Consider the following 18,080-nt stretch of genomic DNA (forward strand, 5'->3'; position numbering starts at 1 on the left):
GCCGGTTCGTCCTCTTCCCGACCATGGCCTTGCACCGCGCACTGGACCGCGGTTTCGGCCTCGTCCATGATCGCCGGACGATGGCCACATCCATGGTTCGTGCACTGGCGGCGTTGCTCCTCCTGGCCACGGCGGGAACCCACTCCGCGGCCGCCTCGGACTTCGCTTCCGAGCGCCGGCGGATGATGGAGCAGATCGAGCTGCTGGCGCGCCAGACCAGCGTCGAGACCGGCAGGCCCGCCTTCGACGCGCGGGTGATGACCGTCATGAGCACCGTGCCGCGGCATGAGTTCGTGCCGTCGGATCAGGTCGATGTCGCTTACGCCAACCGGCCCGTACCGATCGGCCATGGGCAGACCATCTCGCAGCCCTACATCGTCGCGCTCATGACCGATCTGGCGAAGGCGGAGCCGGGCCACAAGGTGCTCGAGGTGGGTACCGGCTCGGGCTACCAGGCGGCGGTGATGGCACGGCTGGCCCGCGCGGTCTACACCATCGAGATCATCGAGCCGCTGGGGCTGCAGGCCACGCAACGCCTCCAGAAGCTGGGCTACGGCAATGTCCAGGTGCGCACGGGCGACGGCTATCACGGCTGGGAGGAGCATGCGCCCTACGACGCGATTCTCGTGACCGCGGCGGCCAGCCACGTCCCGCCGCCGCTCATCCGCCAGCTCAAGCCCGGTGGCCGGATGGTGATTCCGGTGGGTGCGGCGTTCATGGTCCAGCAGTTGATGCTCATCGAGAAGAACGCGGACGGAACGGTGTCGACGCGGCAGATCCTGCCGGTGGCCTTCGTTCCGCTGACCGGACGGCGCTGAGCCCGGAGCGTCGATGGCCGCCGCGCCGCTGATCGCCGTGGCCCTGGTCTCGGCCGCGGCGCTGGCCTACGAGATTTTGCTGATGCGGCTGTTCTCGGTGATCCTGTGGCACCACTTCGCTTACATGATCATCAGCCTCGCACTGCTCGGCTGGGGCGCCAGCGGTGCGCTGCTGACGCTGGCGCAGCGCGCGGTTCAGCAGCATTTCGCGCCGCTGTTCTGTGCGTCCGCCGCGGTGTTCGGGCTCAGCGCGATCGGCTGCTTCCTGCTGGCGCAGCGCGTGCCGTTCAATCCGCTGGAAATCCTCTGGGACCCGCGCCAGCCGGCCTACCTGTTCGCCGTCTACCTGCTGCTCCTGGTTCCCTTCCTGTGCGCCGGGGCTTGCGTCTGCATGGCCCTGTCGCGATTTCGCGGACAGGTGTCGCGCATCTACAGCGTCGACATCCTCGGCGCCGGCGCGGGAAGCCTGGGCATCGTGGCGCTGCTGTTCGTGCTGTCGCCTTCCGATGCATTGCAACTGATCGGTGCGCTGGGGTGCGTCGCGGCGGCGATCGGGTGGCTCGAATGTGGTGGGCATCGGCGCTGGCCGGCGTTCGCGCTCGCGGCCCTGGCCGGCGTGCCCTTGCTGCTGCCCTCGGCCTGGATGACGCCGGTGATGTCGCCCTACAAGGAGTTGTCGCAGACCTTGCGCATTCCCGGCACGCGGGTGGTGGCACAGCGTTCGAGCCCGCTGGGCCTCGTCAGCGTGGTCGAGAGCCCGCGCATCCCGCTGCGCCATGCGCCCGGCCTGAGCCTCACCGCGTCGACCGAGCCGCCGCCGCAGTGGGGCGTCTTCACCGACGGCGAAGGACTCAACGCGCTGACCCGCTTCGACGGGCGGCGCGCCAGCCTGGCCCATCTGGACCAGATCAGTTCTGCGCTGCCCTATCACCTGCTGAATCGGCCGCACGTCCTGGTGCTGGGCTCCGGCGCAGGGGCGGACGTGCTGCAGGCGCACTATCACGGCGCGCGCCGCATCGATGCGGTGGAGCTGAATCCCCAGGTCGTCGAACTGGTGCGAGGCCAGTTCGCGGCCGCGGCGGGCGGTGTCTATGGGTCGATGGCGCACGTGCACGTGGCAGAGGCGCGGGGCTTCATCGCGGCGAGCCGGGACCGCTACGACCTTGTCCAGGTGGCGCTGCTGGATTCCTTCAGTGCGTCCTCGGCCGGCCTCTACGCGCTCGCGGAGAACTATCTCTACACGGTCGAAGCCATGCAGGACGACCTGCGCCACCTGCAGCCCGGCGGCCTGCTGGCGGTCACGCGCTGGGTCACGCTGCCGCCGCGCGATGCGCTCAAGCTCTTTGCCGCCGCGGTGGTTGCGCTGGAACGATCGGGCGTCGGCGACCCCGCATCGCGGCTGGCGTTGATCCGCAGCTGGAAGACCAGCACGCTGCTGGTCAAGAACGGCGCGTTCACCAGCGAGGACATCGCTGCGATCAAGAGCTTCTGCATCGCCCGCTCCTTCGACGTGGCCTTCTACCCCGGCATGCGGCGGGATGAGGCGAATCGCTTCAACGTGGTCGAGGGCCCCGACCTGTTCGACGGCGCGCAGGCACTGCTCGGTCCGGGGCGCGGCGAATTCATGGAGCGCTACAAGTTCCACATCGAACCGGCCACCGACGACAAGCCGCACTTCTTTCACTTCTTCAAGTGGCGCTCGCTGGCGGAACTACTGTCGCTGAAAGAGCAGGGCGGTCTGCCGCTGCTCGAATGGGGCTATCCGGTGCTGGTGGCCACGCTGGTGCAGGCGGCGCTCGCAAGCCTTCTGATGATCGGGCTGCCGCTCGCATGGGTCGCGCGATCCGGTGCGCGGCAGGGCGCGAGCGCATCGGGCGCCGCATCGCGCGGGCGTGTGCTGACCTATTTCCTGGCGATCGGCTTCGGCTTCATGTTCGTCGAGATCGCGTTCATCCAGAAGTTCGTCCTGTTCCTGAGTCATCCGCTGTATGCGATTGCCGTCGTGCTGTTCGCGTTCCTGCTGTTCGCTGGCATCGGCAGCCGCGTGTCGGGCCGGCTGAAGGGGTACCCGGTGGCTGCGGTGGTGGGCGCCATTGCCGTGTCGGCGGCGCTTTGCCTGCTCCTGCTGCCCTGGCTCTTCCAGCACGCGATGGGCCTGCCCGATGCGGCGCGGATTCTGATTGCGGCAGCGCTCATCGCACCGCTGGCGTTCTTCATGGGCATGCCCTTTCCGCTGGGCCTGACCAGGGTGGAGGCTGCCGATGCCCGCCTCATTCCCTGGGCCTGGGGCATCAACGGCTGCGCCTCGGTCACTGCGGCGGTGCTGGCCACCTTGCTCGCGATTCACATCGGCTTCACGGCCGTGGTCGTGGCCGCGCTGGTTCTGTACGGAGTGGCCGCCGTGGCGCGTCCCTGACGCGTTTCGGGGTTGACAGCGCATCGACTTCGCCAAAGGATGGCCTGCCATTGAACTCCCATACCGGCCGGGGATGAAACCTGCTGCCATCATGCTTTGGCTCGTCACCGCCTGCGCCATCGCGCTGGCTGCGCCCGCCATGTTCCAGGACAGTCTTCTTTACCACCCCGCCCGGGCGCAAGCCGCCGACATGGTGTCCGCCGGGCTCGTCGCCTGGCCGGCAGAGGGCGACTTTCGTGGCCTGGTGGCGGAGCCGGCCGGGCCGGCGCGCGGCACGGCTCTCGTGTTCCACGGCAATGCAGGCCATGCGGGACATCGCGACTACTACGCCGCTGTGCTCACCCGCCTCGGCTTGCGCGTGATCCTGGCCGAATACCCGGCGTACGGTCCGCGTGAGGGCGCGCTGGGCGAGCGCAGCCTGGTCGAGGACGCCGGGCAGACCATCGCGCTGGCCCATCGCCTGCACGGGCCGCCCTTGCTGCTCATCGGCGAATCGCTGGGCGCCGGAGTGGCCGCCGCGGCGGGCGCGAGGCAACCCGAGCATGTCGCGGCCCTGATGCTCATCACGCCTTGGGACACGCTCGAACACGTCGCGGCCTACCACTATCCGTGGCTGCCGGTGAGTTGGTTGCTGAGGGATCGCTACGACAGCGCAGCGCATCTCGCGTCGATCGGGCGCCCCGTGCTGGTGGCGGTTGCCGAGCGCGACCGCATCGTTCCTGCGCGCTTCGGAACGGCGCTGTATGAGGCGCTGCCCGGTCCCAAGCGGCTCGAAGTCGTGCGCGCCGCCGACCACAACGACTGGATCCGCTACGTCAACGACGCGTGGTGGCGCAGCGCCGTGGGATTCCTGCTTGGAGATCCGCCTCGGTAGCGCAGGGCGCGCCGCCGTTGCCCGGAGTTGTCGTCATGAAGCGACCGATCATCGATGACCTGTGGAGCCACATGCTCCGCGTCCTGTGCTTGTGCACGCTGGCTTCGACGCTTCAGGCCGCACCGCTCGATGCGGACGAAGAGGTCATGTTCATACCCGGCATCGCACGCGCCACCGACGCTGGCGCGATCGAGTTCGACGTTCACGCCTGGCTTCACGAGAAAGAACCGCTGCTCGTGGCGCATCGCGTGCTGGCGCGCTATCTGGATCTCGACCTCGAGAAGCTGTCGCCGCTCGAGCGTGCGCGCTTCAGCCGGCGCGCTGCGTTGTTTCGAACCGAGTCGGAAGAAGACAACGTGATCGAGCTCGTGATCGAGGGCGTCAAGGGGCGCGTCGCACTGCCGCCGACCGCGAGGAACGGGCGCAGCGACGCCAGGCTGACCGTCGATGCCAGTGTGGCGCGCGGACCCGAGGAAGTCGTGCGCTTTCACGCCTACACGGCGCTCACCGACCCGCGCCGCTTCAAGGGGGAGGCGCGGCTCGTGCCGGCGCAGGGGCTGTCCGTGATCTCGGACATCGACGACACCATCAAGCACACCAACGTGCGCGACCAGCGCGAGATGCTGCTCAACACCTTCGTCCGCCGATTCACGCCGGTCGAGGGCATGGCATCGCACTACCGAGCGCTCGCAGCCAGCCCCGACACACGCTTTCACTACCTCTCGGCGAGCCCGATCCAGCTCTATCCACCTCTGGCGGATTTCCTGGTGGGTGGCGGGTTTCCCCCTGGTAGCGTGCATCTGCGCGAGAGCACGACCTGGCGCACCCTCATTCCGTCGGAAGGCGAATCGCGCATCCACAAACTCGCGGTCATCGAACGCCTGTTGGCCGACTTTCCGCAACGCCGCTTCCTGCTGGTGGGCGACTCCGGCGAATCGGATCCCGAGATCTACGGCGAGGTCGCACGAGCGCACGCCGGGCAGATCCACGGCATCGTCATCCGCAACGTGACCCAGGAGTCTCGCGAAGCAGCACGCTATGCCAAGGCGTTCGAAGGTGTTGACGAAGGCCTCTGGCACGTCATCCACGAGAAGGATGCCTGGCCCGTGCGCTAAGGCCGCAGCGACATGGTGGGAGAGATGTTCATCCAACCCGAAGCTGTCGCAACGCTCAGGCGCCGCATCGCGCAAGAAGGCTGGGCCATGGCGGGCGTCGGCACGAGGAACGCAGCCGTGACCTACGTCTACACGGTCGGATTGCAGAAGAGCTTTGCGCATCCGGACCTCATCATGTTCGGGATTGCACCGGCGCACGCCAGGAGCGTCCTCGAAGTCATTGCGCAACGCGTGAAGGCAGGCGAGCCGGTTCACGAAGGCGTCATGATCCTCGGCGCCGCGCAGATTCCCTTGATGCCCCGCGTTGCGGATGCTGCGCGCGTCGAGCTGCTGGTCCCTGCCCAACTCGCGCGCGGCCACTATGACTATGTGCAGATCGTGTGGCCCGATGGCAAGGATCGCTTTCCCTGGGAGGCCGGATTCGACAGGAGAAGGCTTCGGTCCCAGTCCTTTCTCTTCGATATCGAGGGGATGGGGACCTGAACTCGGGTGCAAAACAATGCGGGGTCGCGACGAAATGACCTATCGCGCGCGAGCCGGCTTGCCCGCCGTGACAGCCAACTGCCCGAGTTCGACCGTCACCTTCTCGATGGTGCCCGTGAACGCGAAAGGCATCTTGTAGGTGAAGTCGATCGGCGAGCCGATGTCCATGCCCACGTCCAGCCCCTCGCCCAACGAGAACTGGATCGGGATGGTGCGCTCCAGCCGGCCCTCGGCGATTTTCCTGCCGTTCGCGCTCATGGTGACGGTGCCGCCCTTGCCCATGCCGCCGCCGTCGTACTTGAAGGCGACCACCAGCTTGTTCCGGCCCTTGGGCAGCGTGTTCTTCGCCGTGAAGGTCGGCCGGTCGATGCTGAGGTAGTTGTAGACGAAGGTCGGCTTGCCGTCGCGCAAGTAGAGTCCATAGCCGCCTTCCAGGCCTCCGTGCGTGACGATCATTCCCTCGGCCTTGCCTTCGGGAATGTTGAGTTCGGCCGTGATGCTCCATGACTTGTTGCACATCGGCGGCGACGCTGCATCGGGCAGACCGATGGTGCCCGGGTAGTAGGTGATGCTCGTGCGCCCGGCGATGAGGCTCGGTCTTCCCATCAGCTCGGCGTTCAGGCGGATGGTGGCGCGCCAATCGAGCGGCAGCACGCTGTACCTCGCCGCTTCGATCCACCACAGATCCTGCAGCTGGCGCAGCCGGTCCGGATGCTTCTTCGACAGGTCGTTGGACTGCGAAAAATCCTCGTCGATGTTGTAGAGCTCCCAGGGCGCCTTGTCGGGGTCCCAGTCCTGGCGGTTGGGGTCCCACGGCACGAAGGATGGGGACGATGCCATCCAGCCATCGTGATAGAGGCCTCGATTGCACGCGAGCTCGAAGTACTGCGTCTTTCGCTGGCTCTTCGCGCCTGCATTCGCGAAGGTGTGGGCGAAGCTCAGGCCCTCGATCGGCTTCTGCTTGATGCCGTTGAGCTCGCTCGGCGCGGTGACGCCGCACACTTCGTAGAGGGTAGGCACGAGATCGATGGTGTGGATGAACTGGTCGCGCAGGCCGCCCTTGTCCTTGATGCGCGCGGGCCACGAGATGATCATGGGGTTGCGGGTGCCGCCGAAATGGCTGGCGACCTGCTTGGTCCACTGGAAGGGGGTGTTCATCGCGTGAGCCCATGCCGACGGGAAGTGGTTGAAGTGCCTGGGCCCGCCGAGCTCGTCGATCGCCTTGAGGTTGTCCTGCCACTTCTCTGGAAAGCCGTTGAAGAACAGGTTTTCGCACAGCGAGCCCTCGAGGCCGCCCTCTGCGCTTGCGCCGTTGTCGCCGGCGATGTAGATGAAGATCGTGTTGTCGGCGTCCGGCAATTGCTTGCAGGCCTCGATGACACGACCCATCTCGTGGTCGCAGTGCGCTGCGAAGCCGGCGAAGACTTCCATCATCCGCGCGTAGATGCGCTTCTGGTCGGCATTGAGCGAGCTCCACGCCGGCAGGCCCTTGGATCTGGTGGTCAGCTTCGTGCCCTTGGGGATGACGCCGAGCCTGAGCTGTCTCGCGTGGGTCTCCTCGCGGTACTTGTCCCAGCCGCCGTCGAACTTGCCCTTGAACTTCGAGATCCAATCCTTCGGCGTGTGGTGGGGTGCATGCGTGGCACCGGTCGCGAGGTACAGGAAGTACGGCCGGTCGGGTGAAATGCTCTTCGCTTTCCGAATCCAGGCGATCGACTTGTCGGCCAGATCGGTCGTGAGGTGGTAGTCCGGGTCCGTCGATGCCGGTACCAGGTCGCGGTTCTGGAACAGGATGGGGTTCCAGTGGTTCATGTCGCCGGCATTGAAGCCGTAGAAGTAGTCGAAGCCCAGTCCGTTCGCCCAGCGGTCGAAGGGTCCCGTCGCGCTGGTCTCCCAGGGCGGCGTGTTGTGGTTCTTGCCGATCCAGGCCGTCATATAGCCGTTCTGCCGCAGCACCTCGCCGATCGTGCCGCAGCTCCGGGGCAGGACGCACGTGTAGCCGTCGTACCCGGTGGCCGCTTCGGTGATGCCCGCGAAAGCCGCGGAATGGTGGTTGCGGCCGGTGATCAGCGCGGCCCGGGTGGGGCTGCACAGCGCGGTGGTGTGGAACCGGTTGTAGCGCAAGCCCTCGGCTGCGAGTCTGTCCATGGTGGGCGAGGGAATGCCGCCGCCGAAGGTGCCGTACTGGCCGAATCCGCAATCGTCGATCAGGACCAGCACGATGTTGGGCGCGCCCGGCGGTGCCTTCACGGGTTGGGGAAACTGTGCCGGATCGGAGTCGAGGAAGGTGCGCCCGACGTCGCCGGGGAAGTGGAAGTCGGGGCGGGGGAGTACTTCAGGGGTGCTGTCCGCGGGGACCGCCTCTGCAGAGGCTTGCTTGCGCGACACGGGACTGCTGGGCTTCTTTGCCATCATTGGACTCCTGGAGTGGCTGCGCAAACGGGGTCAGCGGACAGGAGCGTCCACCTTTGCCGTTGCGAGCAGGGTGCAAGGGTGGCGCCGGTCGGGGTTGCGCGCAATTGCACATTGGTGCAGCCGCCTCCGGCTCGCAGATGTCAGCGGCGCGGCGGCGCACCACTCGCGGAGTTCAGTCGGCCTCGACGGGCGCAAGCATCGTCCCGCGGCAGTTCGCGCAACGGCAATGGCAGGGATAGTTCGAGGCGGCCGAGCCGTCATCCGCTGTCAGGCAATAGTCGATGAACAACTCGTCCCCCGCCTCCACGGGCACGATCGTTTGAAACTTCAGCACCAGCCGGCCCGCGTCGTCGTATTCCTCCACCGCTTCGCAGTTCGGGTCACAGGCGTGATTCAAATGGCGGGTGCCATTGCCGCCCTTGGCGCCGTCGATGGTTTCTTGGTTGGACAACGCAAACAGGTAAGTCAGCTGGTCATCCCAGGCCTTGGCCGCGATTTCCTGTTGCGAGTAGCGTCGGCCGTTGTAAAGGCCCAGCAATGCGAAAGCGGGCAGGTCCCGCGTCGCGAAGGCGCCGAGCCCGTGGACACCACTGGGCGCCACCCTGATGCACGGGGTGGAGGATGTGTACTTGCGATGCTTTGCCACAGCTATTCCGGCACCTTCCCGACCATCTTCGGCGCCTGCAAGAAGTCGAAGTCCACGCCTTTGTCCGCCTGCGTCACGGTCTCGAGAAACAGCTTTCGATATCCCCGCTCGGCCGTCGGCACGACTACGGGCGCTTCTTCCGCTCGTCGCGCCAACTCCTCATCGGACACCAGCAGCGCGATCTCGCGGTCCCGCACGCTCAAGCGAATCCGATCGCCGTGGCGCACATGCGCCAGCGGACCGCCAATGGCCGACTCGGGCGTGACGTGCAGCACGATGGTCCCGAAAGCGGTGCCACTCATCCGCCCGTCCGAAATGCGCACGATGTCCTTCACGCCCGCACGCGCGAGCTTGCGCGGGATGGGGATGTAGCCCGCCTCGGGCATGCCGGGCGCGCCCTTGGGGCCGATGTTCTTCAGCACCAGCACGTCCAGCGCCGTGACGTCCAGGTCATCGCTGTCGATGCGCGTCAGCAGGTCCTCGATGTTCTCGAACACGACGGCTCGGCCTTCGTGCTCCATCAGTTGCGGGTCGGCGGCCGACTGCTTGATGATGGCGCCGCCCGGGGCCAGGTTGCCGCGCAGCACGGCGATGCCGCCTTGTGGATAGATGGGGTCGGTGATGGGCCTCACGACATCCTGTTGGAAGCCCGTCCCGGAGCGTTCGATTTCCTCGCCCAGCGTGCGGCCGGTTACCGTCATCGCGTCGAGCCGCAGCAGCGGCTTGAGTTCGCGCAGCAGGGTCGCCATGCCGCCCGCATGATGAAAGTCTTCCATGTAGTGCTGCCCGGACGGCTTCAGGTCCAGCAGCACCGGTGTCTCGCGGCCCATGCGGTCGAGTGCGGCCAGGTCGATCTCCAGGCCCATGCGCCCCGCAATGGCGGTCAGGTGCACGATGCCATTGGTCGACCCGCCGATCGCCAGCAGCACGCGCATGGCGTTCTCGAAGGCTGCGGGGGTCAGGATCTTGTCGATGCTCAAGCCATCGCGCGCCATCTGCACGGCCTGGGTGCCGGTCTGTTCGGCGATGCGGATGCGATCGGCCGTGACCGCCGGTGGCGATGCGCCGCCCGGCATCGTCATGCCCAGCGCCTCGGCGATGCAGGCCATGGTGCTGGCCGTGCCCATCACCGAGCAGGTGCCGACGCTGGCAACGAGCTGGTTGTTCACGTCGGCGACTTCGTCCTCGTCGATCTCGCTCGCGCGGAACTTGCCCCAGTAGCGGCGGCAGTCGGTGCAGGCGCCGACGCGCTCGCTACGGTGGCTGCCGGTCAGCATCGATCCGGTGATGAGCTGGATGGAGGGGATGCCCGCGGAGGCCGCGCCCATGAGCTGGGCGGGCACGGTCTTGTCGCAGCCGCCGATGAGCACCACGGCGTCCATCGGCTGAGCGCGCACCATTTCCTCGGTGTCCATCGACATGAGGTTGCGCAGGTACATGCTGGTCGGCGCGGCGAAGCTCTCGTGGATGGAGATGGTCGGAAACTCCATCGGTAAGCCGCCGGCCAGCATGACGCCCCGCTTGACTGCCTCGATGAGCTGGGGAGCGTTGCCGTGGCACGGGTTGTAGGCGCTGCTGGTATTGGCGATACCGACCACGGGGCGGTCGAGCGCCGAGTCGGTGTAGCCCGCGCCCTTGATGAAGGCCTTGCGCAGGAACAGGGAGAAGCCCTGGTCGCCGTAACTTGTGAGGCCTTTCTTGAGGCCGGTTGGCTTGTCCATGGTTTCAGCGAGAAACGATCAGCCGCGCGTGACTTCGATGCTGTACAGCCCCCACGGGCACAACGCGAACCGCTCCTTGAGCGGCTTGTCCTTGAACGCGGCGAGCGTATCGGCCTCGTAGATCGCCCACTGCGGGCCCAGCCCTCCGAGCGCGAGCGGCGTGCCGTCGATCTCGGTTGCCACGATCATCCGGTAGGCGCGTGCGTTCGCCATGCTCAAGGGCACGACGTAGCCGTCCACGGCGCGAAGAGCGATCGTCACTTCGCTGCTCGTCGGCACGCCTGCGGCCTCCAGCACGCTGGTCAGCAGCGGGCCCGCGAGCGAGTGCATCTTGGCGTCGTACTCGAGCGTGGCCTTGATGCGAACCGACGGCAGGCGGAGCAATGCTTCGGAGTCGAACACATAGGCCTTGTCGAACTTGACGCCGTGCTTGACCAGCAACTGGTCGAGCGCCGGATCCACCGGACCCCGGTTCGACTTGCCGATCGCTCCGCTGAGGGTGAGAAGGCCCGGGCCCTTGCGGGCTGGGTCGGCGGCCAGTGCATCGACTGCGGGCCACAGTCCGGCGAGTGTCGCCGTGCCCAGGAAGTGACGTTTGTTCATCCAGTCATTGTCTACTTCGCGTGGAGTCTGGAGGCGGTGTCGCCCGTCCCCACCCAGCGGCTGATCTTGGTGCCTTCTTTCCAGGTGAAGACCTGGATCCATTCGGATTCGTGCACCTTGCCGTCCGGCAGCGCCCGGCCCTTGAGGCGGCCGAGCACCGTCACATGATTGGGACCTTCGAGGAATTCGCGCGGTTCGAACTCCAGGATCTCGTCGGCCTGGGCCAGCTTGCCGAAGAACTCGGCCACCTGCTGCTTGCCTCTGCAGGTGCCGCCGTAGGGCGTGCCCGTGTCGGGGTTGGCGAGGAATTTCCATTCCACGTCATCCGCGAGGAGCTCCAGCAGTGCCGGAATGTCGCGCTTGCCGAACGCTGCATAGCCTTGCTTGGCGATCTCGGTGGGGGTTCCCATGGCGCTTCTCCTTGGAGTGAAGGGGCCATGAGTTTGCGCGCGGAAGGCCCGTCCCGAGGTCCCTCCACGCGCGTGCAAATGTAAGTGTTTTGTATTCCTATTGGCTGGGCGCCGCATCCAGCCATTGCTTCATCTGTGCCTTCCAGAATTTCGCGTTGCCGGTGGTGCCGTGGCCACGCGTGTCTTCACTGGCCGGGATCAGATAGAACTTCGCATTCTTCAGCCGCTTGAGTTCGCGCTCCATGATGCCGAGCTCGGGCGGATTGCGTTCGTCGTCCGCCGAGTTGATGGCGAGCAGGGGCGCACGGATGCGCTCCAGTTGCGGCGCGGGGTTGTAGTCGCGCGATGAATCCCACTGGTAGAGGAAGTCGTTGGCGTCAGCCGTGAAGGGCGCCGCCAGTCGCGCATCCAGCAGCTTGTCCGCTGCCGCCCGCGTGGGCGCCATCTTCTGGTACGCCTGCGAGCCTCCGTTGGAGACGATGCCGAAGTAGGCATTGGCAGCGCGAACCGCCTGGGGCTGCGTGGTGTAGTTGCCGTTGTTCCAGGCCGGGTCGGTGCGGATCGCATCAGTGACCATCCGCCGCATCATCCAGTTGCGGCTCGACATCTCGGTGGGCTGCGAAGCCATCGGCACAAGGGCGTCCATGAACTCGGGGTGCTGCACGCCCCAGATCCAGGTCTGCATGCCGCCCATCGAGTTGCCGATGACGAGTCGCAGGTGCTTCACGCCCAGCCCTTCGGTGAGCAGCCGGAATTGACCCTGCACCATGTCGTCGTAGTTGTAGAGCGGGAACTTGGTTCGCATGCCGTCCGATGGCTTGGACGACTTGCCGTGGCCCAGCGCGTCGGGAAGGATGATGAAGTACTTGCCGGCGTCCAGCGGCTGCCCCGGGCCGAACAATTCGTCTCCGAAGGCAGGCGACAACATGCCGGTCCCCGAACCCCCGGTGCCGTGGAGGACCAGCACCGCAGGGTTCGACGGCGAACCCAGCGTGGTGTAGTGCAGCCGCACTTCAGGCAGGACATCGCCCGTGTGGAATCGGAAATCCCTGGCGATCCAGTCGCCTTCCTTGGCCGGCGGCGAATCGGCGGCCCATGCGGTGAGCGCGGCGCAGCACAGAAGCAGCCATGTAGTGAACGTCTGACGCAGAATTCTCATCAATGTCTCCTTGGAAACCGTCGTTGTTTTCCATACTCTAGGCGCAAACAAGGAGCAAAGGCATGCAACAAACGCTGACCCCCGCGGCCGAGCTGGCGAAGAAGGCGAAGAGGCCATTCCCCGGCGCATCGGATGAATACGCCGCCGCCCGACAGGCCCTGCTGGCCGAAGAGATCGAGTTTCGTCGCCACATGACACGGCTCGTCGAGCAGCGCCAGGCCCTTCCACCCGGTCCCGTGATCGAGAAGAACTACCGCTTCAAGGACGAACAGGCCTTCGAGGCGGGGCTGCTCGATTTGTTCGGCGACAAGGACACGTTGGTCACCTACTTCTGGATGTACGGGCCGCAGCGCGAACGGCCGTGTCCGATGTGCACCAACCTGCTCGGTGCGTTGAACGGCAATGCCGCCGACATCAAGCAGCGCGTGGCGCTCAAGGTGCTGGGGCGCTCACCCGTGGAGCGTCAATACGCCTTTGCGCAGGAGCGCGGCTGGCGCGACCTGAACTTCGTGCAGACCATCGGCGACGACTATGCCAAGGACATCGGCGTGCTGCGGCCCGACGGCAGCGAGTACCCGGCTCTGATCGTGTTCAAGCGCGACGGTGACAAGGTCCTGCTGTTCTGGGCGGGCGAGATGACGGGCGAGATGGCCGACCCCGGCCAGGACCCGCGCGGTGCACCCGACATCGCTTCACTCTGGTCCATCCTGGACTTGACGCCGGGCGGGCGCGGCACTGACTGGTATCCGAAGCTCCTGTACTGAGCCGGCGCGACACGCTTCAGCGCGCGTGCGTCACACCGCCGTCAACGATCAACGTCGAGCCCATCACGTAGTCGCCGGCGCGCGACGCAAGATAGATCGCGGCGCCCGCCATGTCCTCCGGCTCGCCGATGCGGCCGGCCGGAATGCCGCCCTTGATCTCATCCCCGTGGTCGCGCGCCACCCGGTTCATGTCGGACGCGAAGGCGCCCGGCGCGATCGCGCTGACCGCGATGCGGTCCTGTGCGAGCCGCAGCGCCATGCGGCGCGTGAGCTGGATCAGGCCGGCCTTGCTAGCCGCGTACGAATAGGTTTCCTGCGGATTGACCGAAATGCCATCGATCGACGCGATGTTGATGACCTTCGCGAGATGGTCGGTCGCAGCCTTCTTGAGCATCGGCGTCAGCGCCTGGGTCAGGAAGAAAGGCGTCTTCAGGTTGAGGTCGACCACCTTGTCCCAGCCGCTTTCGGGGAACTCCTCGTACGGTGCGCCCCAGGCGGCGCCGGCGTTGTTGACCAGGATGTCGAGCGAGCCTTCGTGCTTGGCATAGGCGGCGACGAGGGCTTGCGCGCCCTCGACCGTCGACACATCGGCCGGCAACGAAACGCAATGGCCGAACGCCGAGAGTTCCTTGGCGGTCTGGTCGCAGGCGGCGGCCTTGCGCGCCGAGATGTAGACGCGGGCGCCCTGCGCGAGGAAGCCCTCGGCGATCATGCGGCCGATGCCGCGCGAGCCGCCGGTGATGAGCGCGCTGCGTCCCTTGAGCGAGAAGAGTTGAGTGGTGTCCATTTGCTGTGTCTCCTGAGTGTGATCGGCGCGAGCTTAGTGCGCCTCGCCGTCGAGCGGCGTCACATGGGTGCCAGCGGGGCCGCAAGGGCGGCCGGCTGGCTCAGGCCGGCAGCGTCAGCGACCTGGGGCTCGTGAAGCGCCGTTCGCTGCCGTCGACCGGATCGCGGAAGGCGATCTCCCGGGCCAGCAGTTGCAGCGGGTGGTCGAAGTCATCGCTGCCTTCGGGGCGGAGTTCGGGATAGATGGCGTCGTTCAGGATCGGCATGCCCAGCGCCGCGCAGTGCACGCGCAACTGGTGCCTGCGGCCGGTGACGGGCGACAGGTCCAGGCGGGCCCATCCGTCGCGCTGCGCGAGCAGCCTGAAGCGCGTCTCCGAATTCGGTTCGCCGGGGACTTCCCTCATGCGCATGAAGTGATCGTCGGCGTCGAGCCGGCTGCGATGAACAGCCGGCAGCGGCTGGTTGCCGGGCCATCGCACGATCGCTTCGTAGTGCTTGCTGATCTCGCGATCCGCGAAGAGCGCGCTGTAGGCGCCTCGCGTGGCAGGCTGCACCGAGAACAGCACGATGCCGGCGGTCTCTCGGTCGATCCGGTGCACGGGCGCGAGATCCTGGAGACCCGGCCTGCGCCTGAGGCGAACGAGCAGGCTCTCCTGCACGTACTTGCCCACGGGCGTGACGGGCAGGAAATGGGGCTTGTCCACCGCCAGCAGGTGCTCGTCCCGGTGCAGGATGACTTCCTCGAACGGAATGCGGGGCTCCGATTCGAGCGCGCGGTAGTAGTAGACGCGCAGCCTCGGCTCGAAGGGTCGGATTAGCGTGACGGGCACCCCATGCTCGTCGACCACATCGCCGGCCTCGATGCGGGCTTCCCATGTCGATCGCGGGATGGCCGCGAAGCGCTGCACCAGGAACTCGATGATCGTCGGCCAGTCGCCGGTCGGCAGGGCGACGCAACTCGGCCCGACGCCATCACGCAAGGGCAGCGGCAGGGTGCGCATGGCTTCAGGCGCTCAACAGGGAAGTGATTTCCGAGAAGGCGGGGCGCGCCGAAGTGTCCAGGTCCACACAGCGCAACTGAAGCTTCGCCAGCATCTTCCGTGTGGCTTCGTCGGCTTCCTCGACCGGATCGCAATGGATCAGCAACTCTTCGAGCAGGCACCCGAAGGCGCGCGCCTCGATGCGCTGCAGCGCCTGCGAACGGGCGCTGTCGTCGGTCGGCAGGAACGATGCGGCGCCGAAATCGCCCAGCAGGCAGTCGCCTTGCCCATTCCACAGAATGTTGTGCGCATAGAGATCTCCATGCACGATTCCCAGCGAATGCAACTGGGCCGTGGCAGAGGCGATGCCGTGTGCCATGCGCAAGGCGGTCTCCAGTGACCAGCGCGCCCCGGAGTCATAGACATCGCGCGTGCAGGTCTGCAGGCTCGGCGGCCCCGCGAAATTGCGAAAGCTGGCGTCCACCAGGTCCAGCACCAGGCCCGGCGTGCCTTCGGGATGGTTCTCGACCCGGCCGAGCACGGCGATCAGGTTGGAATGCGAGCCGGCCGCAAGGCAGGCCGCCATCTCGCTGTGCGGCCAGCCGTCGCTGGTGACCGCGCCCTTGAACAGCTTGACCGCGACAGGGCGGATGCCGCCATCGGCAAGCCGCCAATCCGCCTCGTAGATCACGCCGGAGGCGCCTTCGCCCAACTTGTGCTTTAGCGAGAGGTGGCTCCAGTCGATGGCAACCGTGGGGCGTGCAACGAGGGCTGCCTCTTCCGGTGTCTCGTCGAAGGGATTGCCCGCGAAAGCCAGCCAGGCAAGCCGCGGCATCGACAGGAGCCACTCGGGCAGCGTGTCGAGTCCGTTGGCCGAGATGCGAAGCAACTCCAGCGCACGACAGGCGGCCAACTCTTCCGGCAGCGCACGCAGGCGGTTGCCGGCCAGCATCAGCTTTTGCATCCGGGCACATTGGCCGATCGTGGAGGGCAAGGCTTCGATCTGGTTGTCCGTGAGGATCAGCCAGCGCAAGGACGGCGGCAGCGAAGCAGCCGGAACGCTGCGAACGCGGTTGGCCTTGAAGCCGACCATGTCGAGCTGCCGGCATCGACCGACCGCCTCGGGTAGCTCGGTGAACTGGTTGTCCGAACAGAACAGCACGCGCAGCCGATGCAGCCGGTGCAGGTCGTCGGGCAGGGCGCTCAGCGCATTGCCCGAGAGATTGAGCACCTCCAGCGTGTCCGCCAGATCGAAGATCTCGCGCGGAAACTCCGTGAGGCCGCAGGACAGATCGAGCCGTTGCGACCCGGCCAACTGGCCCGCGCGCAGCCGACTCAATACGTTCATGCGAAGGCGCCGAAGCGGTAGATGCCGTCCGTGCCCAGGCGGCGCTGCAACTGGCCCGAGAACCACAGCAGGTGCAGGTGGGCCACGGTCTCGCCCATGGCGAAGGTCATCTGGTGCAAATCGAGCTGGCGCTTGAACAGGATGGGAAGGCCTTCCGCCGCGCTGTGCGGCTTGGCGATGCACGCCTCCAGCAGCTCGGCCAGGCGGTCGCGGTGATGTTCTTGCAGTTGCTCCACGCGGCGGTGAATGCCGGTGAAAGGCTTGCCGTGCGAAGGCAGGCCCAGCGTGTCGGCTGGCAGCGACTTGAAGCGCTCGATGCTGTCGAGGAAGAGCCGCAGCGAATTGGCTTCAGGCTCGCCCGCATGCACGCTCACGTTGGTCGAGATGCGCGGCAGCATCATGTCGCCGCCGAGCAAGGCGTTGAGATCTTCGCAGTAGAGCGCGATGTGTTCGGGCGCGTGGCCGTAGCCGCTGATGCAGCGCCAATCGCGGCCGCCGATGGAGATGCGGTCGCCGTCGAGCATGCGCACGAAGTTGGCCGGCACGGAGGGCACCATGTTGACGTAGTAGTTGGTGCGTGCGCGGATCTTCGCGATCGAGTCAGGGTCGGTGAGGCCGTGCGATGCGAAGAAGTCCGCCGCCGCGCCGCCGCCGGCCAGCGTGTCGCCGGCGGAGGTGAGAACCCGGGCCACGTGGTAGTCGGTGGCGCTTATCCACAGCGGTGCGTTCCAGCGCCGGCACAGCCAGTCGGCCAGGCCGATATGGTCGGGGTGCATGTGCGTCACGATCACGCGCAGGATCGGCAGGCCCTGGAGCTGGGTCTCGAAGATCTGTTCCCACTGCGCGCGCGAGGCGTCGTGCGAGATGCAGCAGTCGACCACCGTCCAGCCCTCGACGCCGTCGAGGGTGTCGCGCAGCAGCCAGAGATTGATGTGGTCGAGCGCAAAGGGGAGCGCCATGCGGATCCAGCGCACGCCGGGCGCCACTTCGAGCGCCTCGCCGGGAGCCGGCAAAGTGTCGCCGAGGGGGTAGTGGAGTTCGCGTTCGAGGAGGTTCATGTACGATTGACGTTAACGTAAACGTCATGGCAAGGAGCCATCATTGTAGGCAGTGCGCCCCCAACGCGCTGCCGCATCCGCAATCTCATGCCGTCGCAGACCTTCACCATCGGCGAACTCGCCAAGGAGTTCGATCTCACCACCCGCGCGATCCGCTTCTATGAGGACGTGGGCCTGCTCACGCCCCGGCGCGCGGGCCTGCAGCGCATCTACACCTCGCGCGATCGTACGCGCCTGACCCTCACGTTGCGTGCCAAGCGTCTCGGGCTGAAGCTCATGGAGGTGAAGGAGATACTCGACATGTACGACAGCCCGAGGGACACCGCCGTGCAGTTGCAGCGTTTCCTCGGCGTGCTCGGCACCCACCGCGAGCAACTCGAAGCCCAGTTGGCTGAACTCCAGGCCAACATCGCGGAAATCCGCGAACAGGAAAAGCAGGCACGCGCCGCGCTCGCGCGTGCCACCAAGCCCAAGGCACGTTGAG

17 protein-coding genes are annotated in these 18,080 nt (G+C 66.4%); 7 read left to right on the forward strand and 10 right to left on the reverse strand.

Annotated elements, in window-relative coordinates; translation table 11 throughout:
• Positions 1-80: 80 nt before the first annotated feature.
• The 5 genes from QTI24_RS12740 to QTI24_RS12760 all read left to right on the forward strand — a co-directional run bounded on the left by QTI24_RS12740 (position 81) and on the right by QTI24_RS12760 (position 5,706).
• On the forward strand, positions 81-818 hold the full coding sequence (locus tag QTI24_RS12740) for a protein-L-isoaspartate(D-aspartate) O-methyltransferase (protein ID WP_286600852.1): 738 nt from the start codon (positions 81-83) through the stop codon (positions 816-818).
• A 13-nt stretch (positions 819-831) separates the two neighbouring features.
• Positions 832-3,234: a spermine/spermidine synthase domain-containing protein gene (locus tag QTI24_RS12745; protein ID WP_286600854.1), complete on the forward strand. Its 2,403-nt coding sequence runs from the start codon at positions 832-834 to the stop codon at positions 3,232-3,234.
• 73 nt (positions 3,235-3,307) lie between these two features.
• Entirely contained in the window at positions 3,308-4,108 is an 801-nt protein-coding gene (locus QTI24_RS12750; protein ID WP_503011251.1) for an alpha/beta hydrolase, read from the forward strand.
• Between the two features lie 35 nt (positions 4,109-4,143).
• Positions 4,144-5,223, forward strand: coding sequence for a phosphatidate phosphatase App1 family protein (locus tag QTI24_RS12755; protein ID WP_286600857.1), 1,080 nt, complete (start codon positions 4,144-4,146; stop codon positions 5,221-5,223).
• A gap of 24 nt (positions 5,224-5,247) precedes the next feature.
• Complete coding sequence (locus QTI24_RS12760; RefSeq protein WP_286600858.1) at positions 5,248-5,706, forward strand: DUF4262 domain-containing protein; 459 nt, start codon at positions 5,248-5,250, stop codon at positions 5,704-5,706.
• A 39-nt stretch (positions 5,707-5,745) separates the two neighbouring features.
• Here QTI24_RS12760 and QTI24_RS12765 read toward each other — a convergent pair whose 3' ends face one another.
• The 6 genes from QTI24_RS12765 to QTI24_RS12790 all read right to left on the reverse strand — a co-directional run bounded on the left by QTI24_RS12765 (position 5,746) and on the right by QTI24_RS12790 (position 12,660).
• Complete coding sequence (locus QTI24_RS12765) at positions 5,746-8,118, reverse strand: arylsulfatase (RefSeq protein ID WP_286600859.1); 2,373 nt, start codon at positions 8,116-8,118, stop codon at positions 5,746-5,748.
• A gap of 175 nt (positions 8,119-8,293) precedes the next feature.
• Positions 8,294-8,767 (reverse strand): SET domain-containing protein, encoded by a 474-nt coding sequence (locus tag QTI24_RS12770; protein ID WP_286600860.1) that lies wholly within the window; start codon positions 8,765-8,767, stop codon positions 8,294-8,296.
• Between the two features lie 2 nt (positions 8,768-8,769).
• On the reverse strand, positions 8,770-10,488 hold the full coding sequence (locus QTI24_RS12775) for an IlvD/Edd family dehydratase (RefSeq protein ID WP_286600861.1): 1,719 nt from the start codon (positions 10,486-10,488) through the stop codon (positions 8,770-8,772).
• 18 nt (positions 10,489-10,506) lie between these two features.
• Complete coding sequence (locus QTI24_RS12780) at positions 10,507-11,091, reverse strand: putative pterin-binding protein (protein ID WP_286600862.1); 585 nt, start codon at positions 11,089-11,091, stop codon at positions 10,507-10,509.
• An 11-nt stretch (positions 11,092-11,102) separates the two neighbouring features.
• A complete protein-coding gene (locus tag QTI24_RS12785) occupies positions 11,103-11,501 on the reverse strand; it encodes a nuclear transport factor 2 family protein (protein WP_286600863.1) in 399 nt (132 codons plus the stop codon).
• Positions 11,502-11,598: 97 nt separating this feature from the next.
• Positions 11,599-12,660 (reverse strand): alpha/beta fold hydrolase, encoded by a 1,062-nt coding sequence (locus QTI24_RS12790; RefSeq protein WP_286600864.1) that lies wholly within the window; start codon positions 12,658-12,660, stop codon positions 11,599-11,601.
• A 62-nt stretch (positions 12,661-12,722) separates the two neighbouring features.
• Here QTI24_RS12790 and QTI24_RS12795 point away from each other — a divergent pair, with 62 nt between their 5' ends.
• Positions 12,723-13,424 carry a DUF899 family protein gene (locus QTI24_RS12795; protein WP_286600865.1) on the forward strand — a complete coding sequence of 234 codons (702 nt, stop codon included), beginning with the start codon at positions 12,723-12,725 and terminating at the stop codon, positions 13,422-13,424.
• A 16-nt stretch (positions 13,425-13,440) separates the two neighbouring features.
• On the opposite strand, the gene QTI24_RS12800 is transcribed toward QTI24_RS12795, so the two are convergent.
• The 4 genes from QTI24_RS12800 to QTI24_RS12815 form a co-directional block, all read right to left on the reverse strand.
• Complete coding sequence (locus tag QTI24_RS12800; RefSeq protein WP_286600867.1) at positions 13,441-14,211, reverse strand: SDR family oxidoreductase; 771 nt, start codon at positions 14,209-14,211, stop codon at positions 13,441-13,443.
• 100 nt (positions 14,212-14,311) lie between these two features.
• Positions 14,312-15,211 (reverse strand): pseudouridine synthase, encoded by a 900-nt coding sequence (locus tag QTI24_RS12805; RefSeq protein WP_286600868.1) that lies wholly within the window; start codon positions 15,209-15,211, stop codon positions 14,312-14,314.
• 4 nt (positions 15,212-15,215) lie between these two features.
• Entirely contained in the window at positions 15,216-16,538 is a 1,323-nt protein-coding gene (locus QTI24_RS12810; RefSeq protein WP_286600870.1) for a leucine-rich repeat-containing protein kinase family protein, read from the reverse strand.
• Positions 16,535-17,596, reverse strand: coding sequence for an MBL fold metallo-hydrolase (locus QTI24_RS12815; protein ID WP_286600872.1), 1,062 nt, complete (start codon positions 17,594-17,596; stop codon positions 16,535-16,537). The genes QTI24_RS12810 and QTI24_RS12815 overlap by 4 nt, the downstream gene beginning before the upstream one ends.
• An 87-nt stretch (positions 17,597-17,683) precedes the next feature.
• Here QTI24_RS12815 and QTI24_RS12820 point away from each other — a divergent pair, with 87 nt between their 5' ends.
• Positions 17,684-18,079 carry a MerR family transcriptional regulator gene (locus QTI24_RS12820; protein WP_286600873.1) on the forward strand — a complete coding sequence of 132 codons (396 nt, stop codon included), beginning with the start codon at positions 17,684-17,686 and terminating at the stop codon, positions 18,077-18,079.
• The last annotated feature ends 1 nt before the right edge of the window (position 18,080 follow it).

Source organism: Variovorax sp. J22P240 (assembly GCF_030316855.1).
In the GTDB taxonomy this organism is placed as follows: domain Bacteria; phylum Pseudomonadota; class Gammaproteobacteria; order Burkholderiales; family Burkholderiaceae_C; genus Variovorax.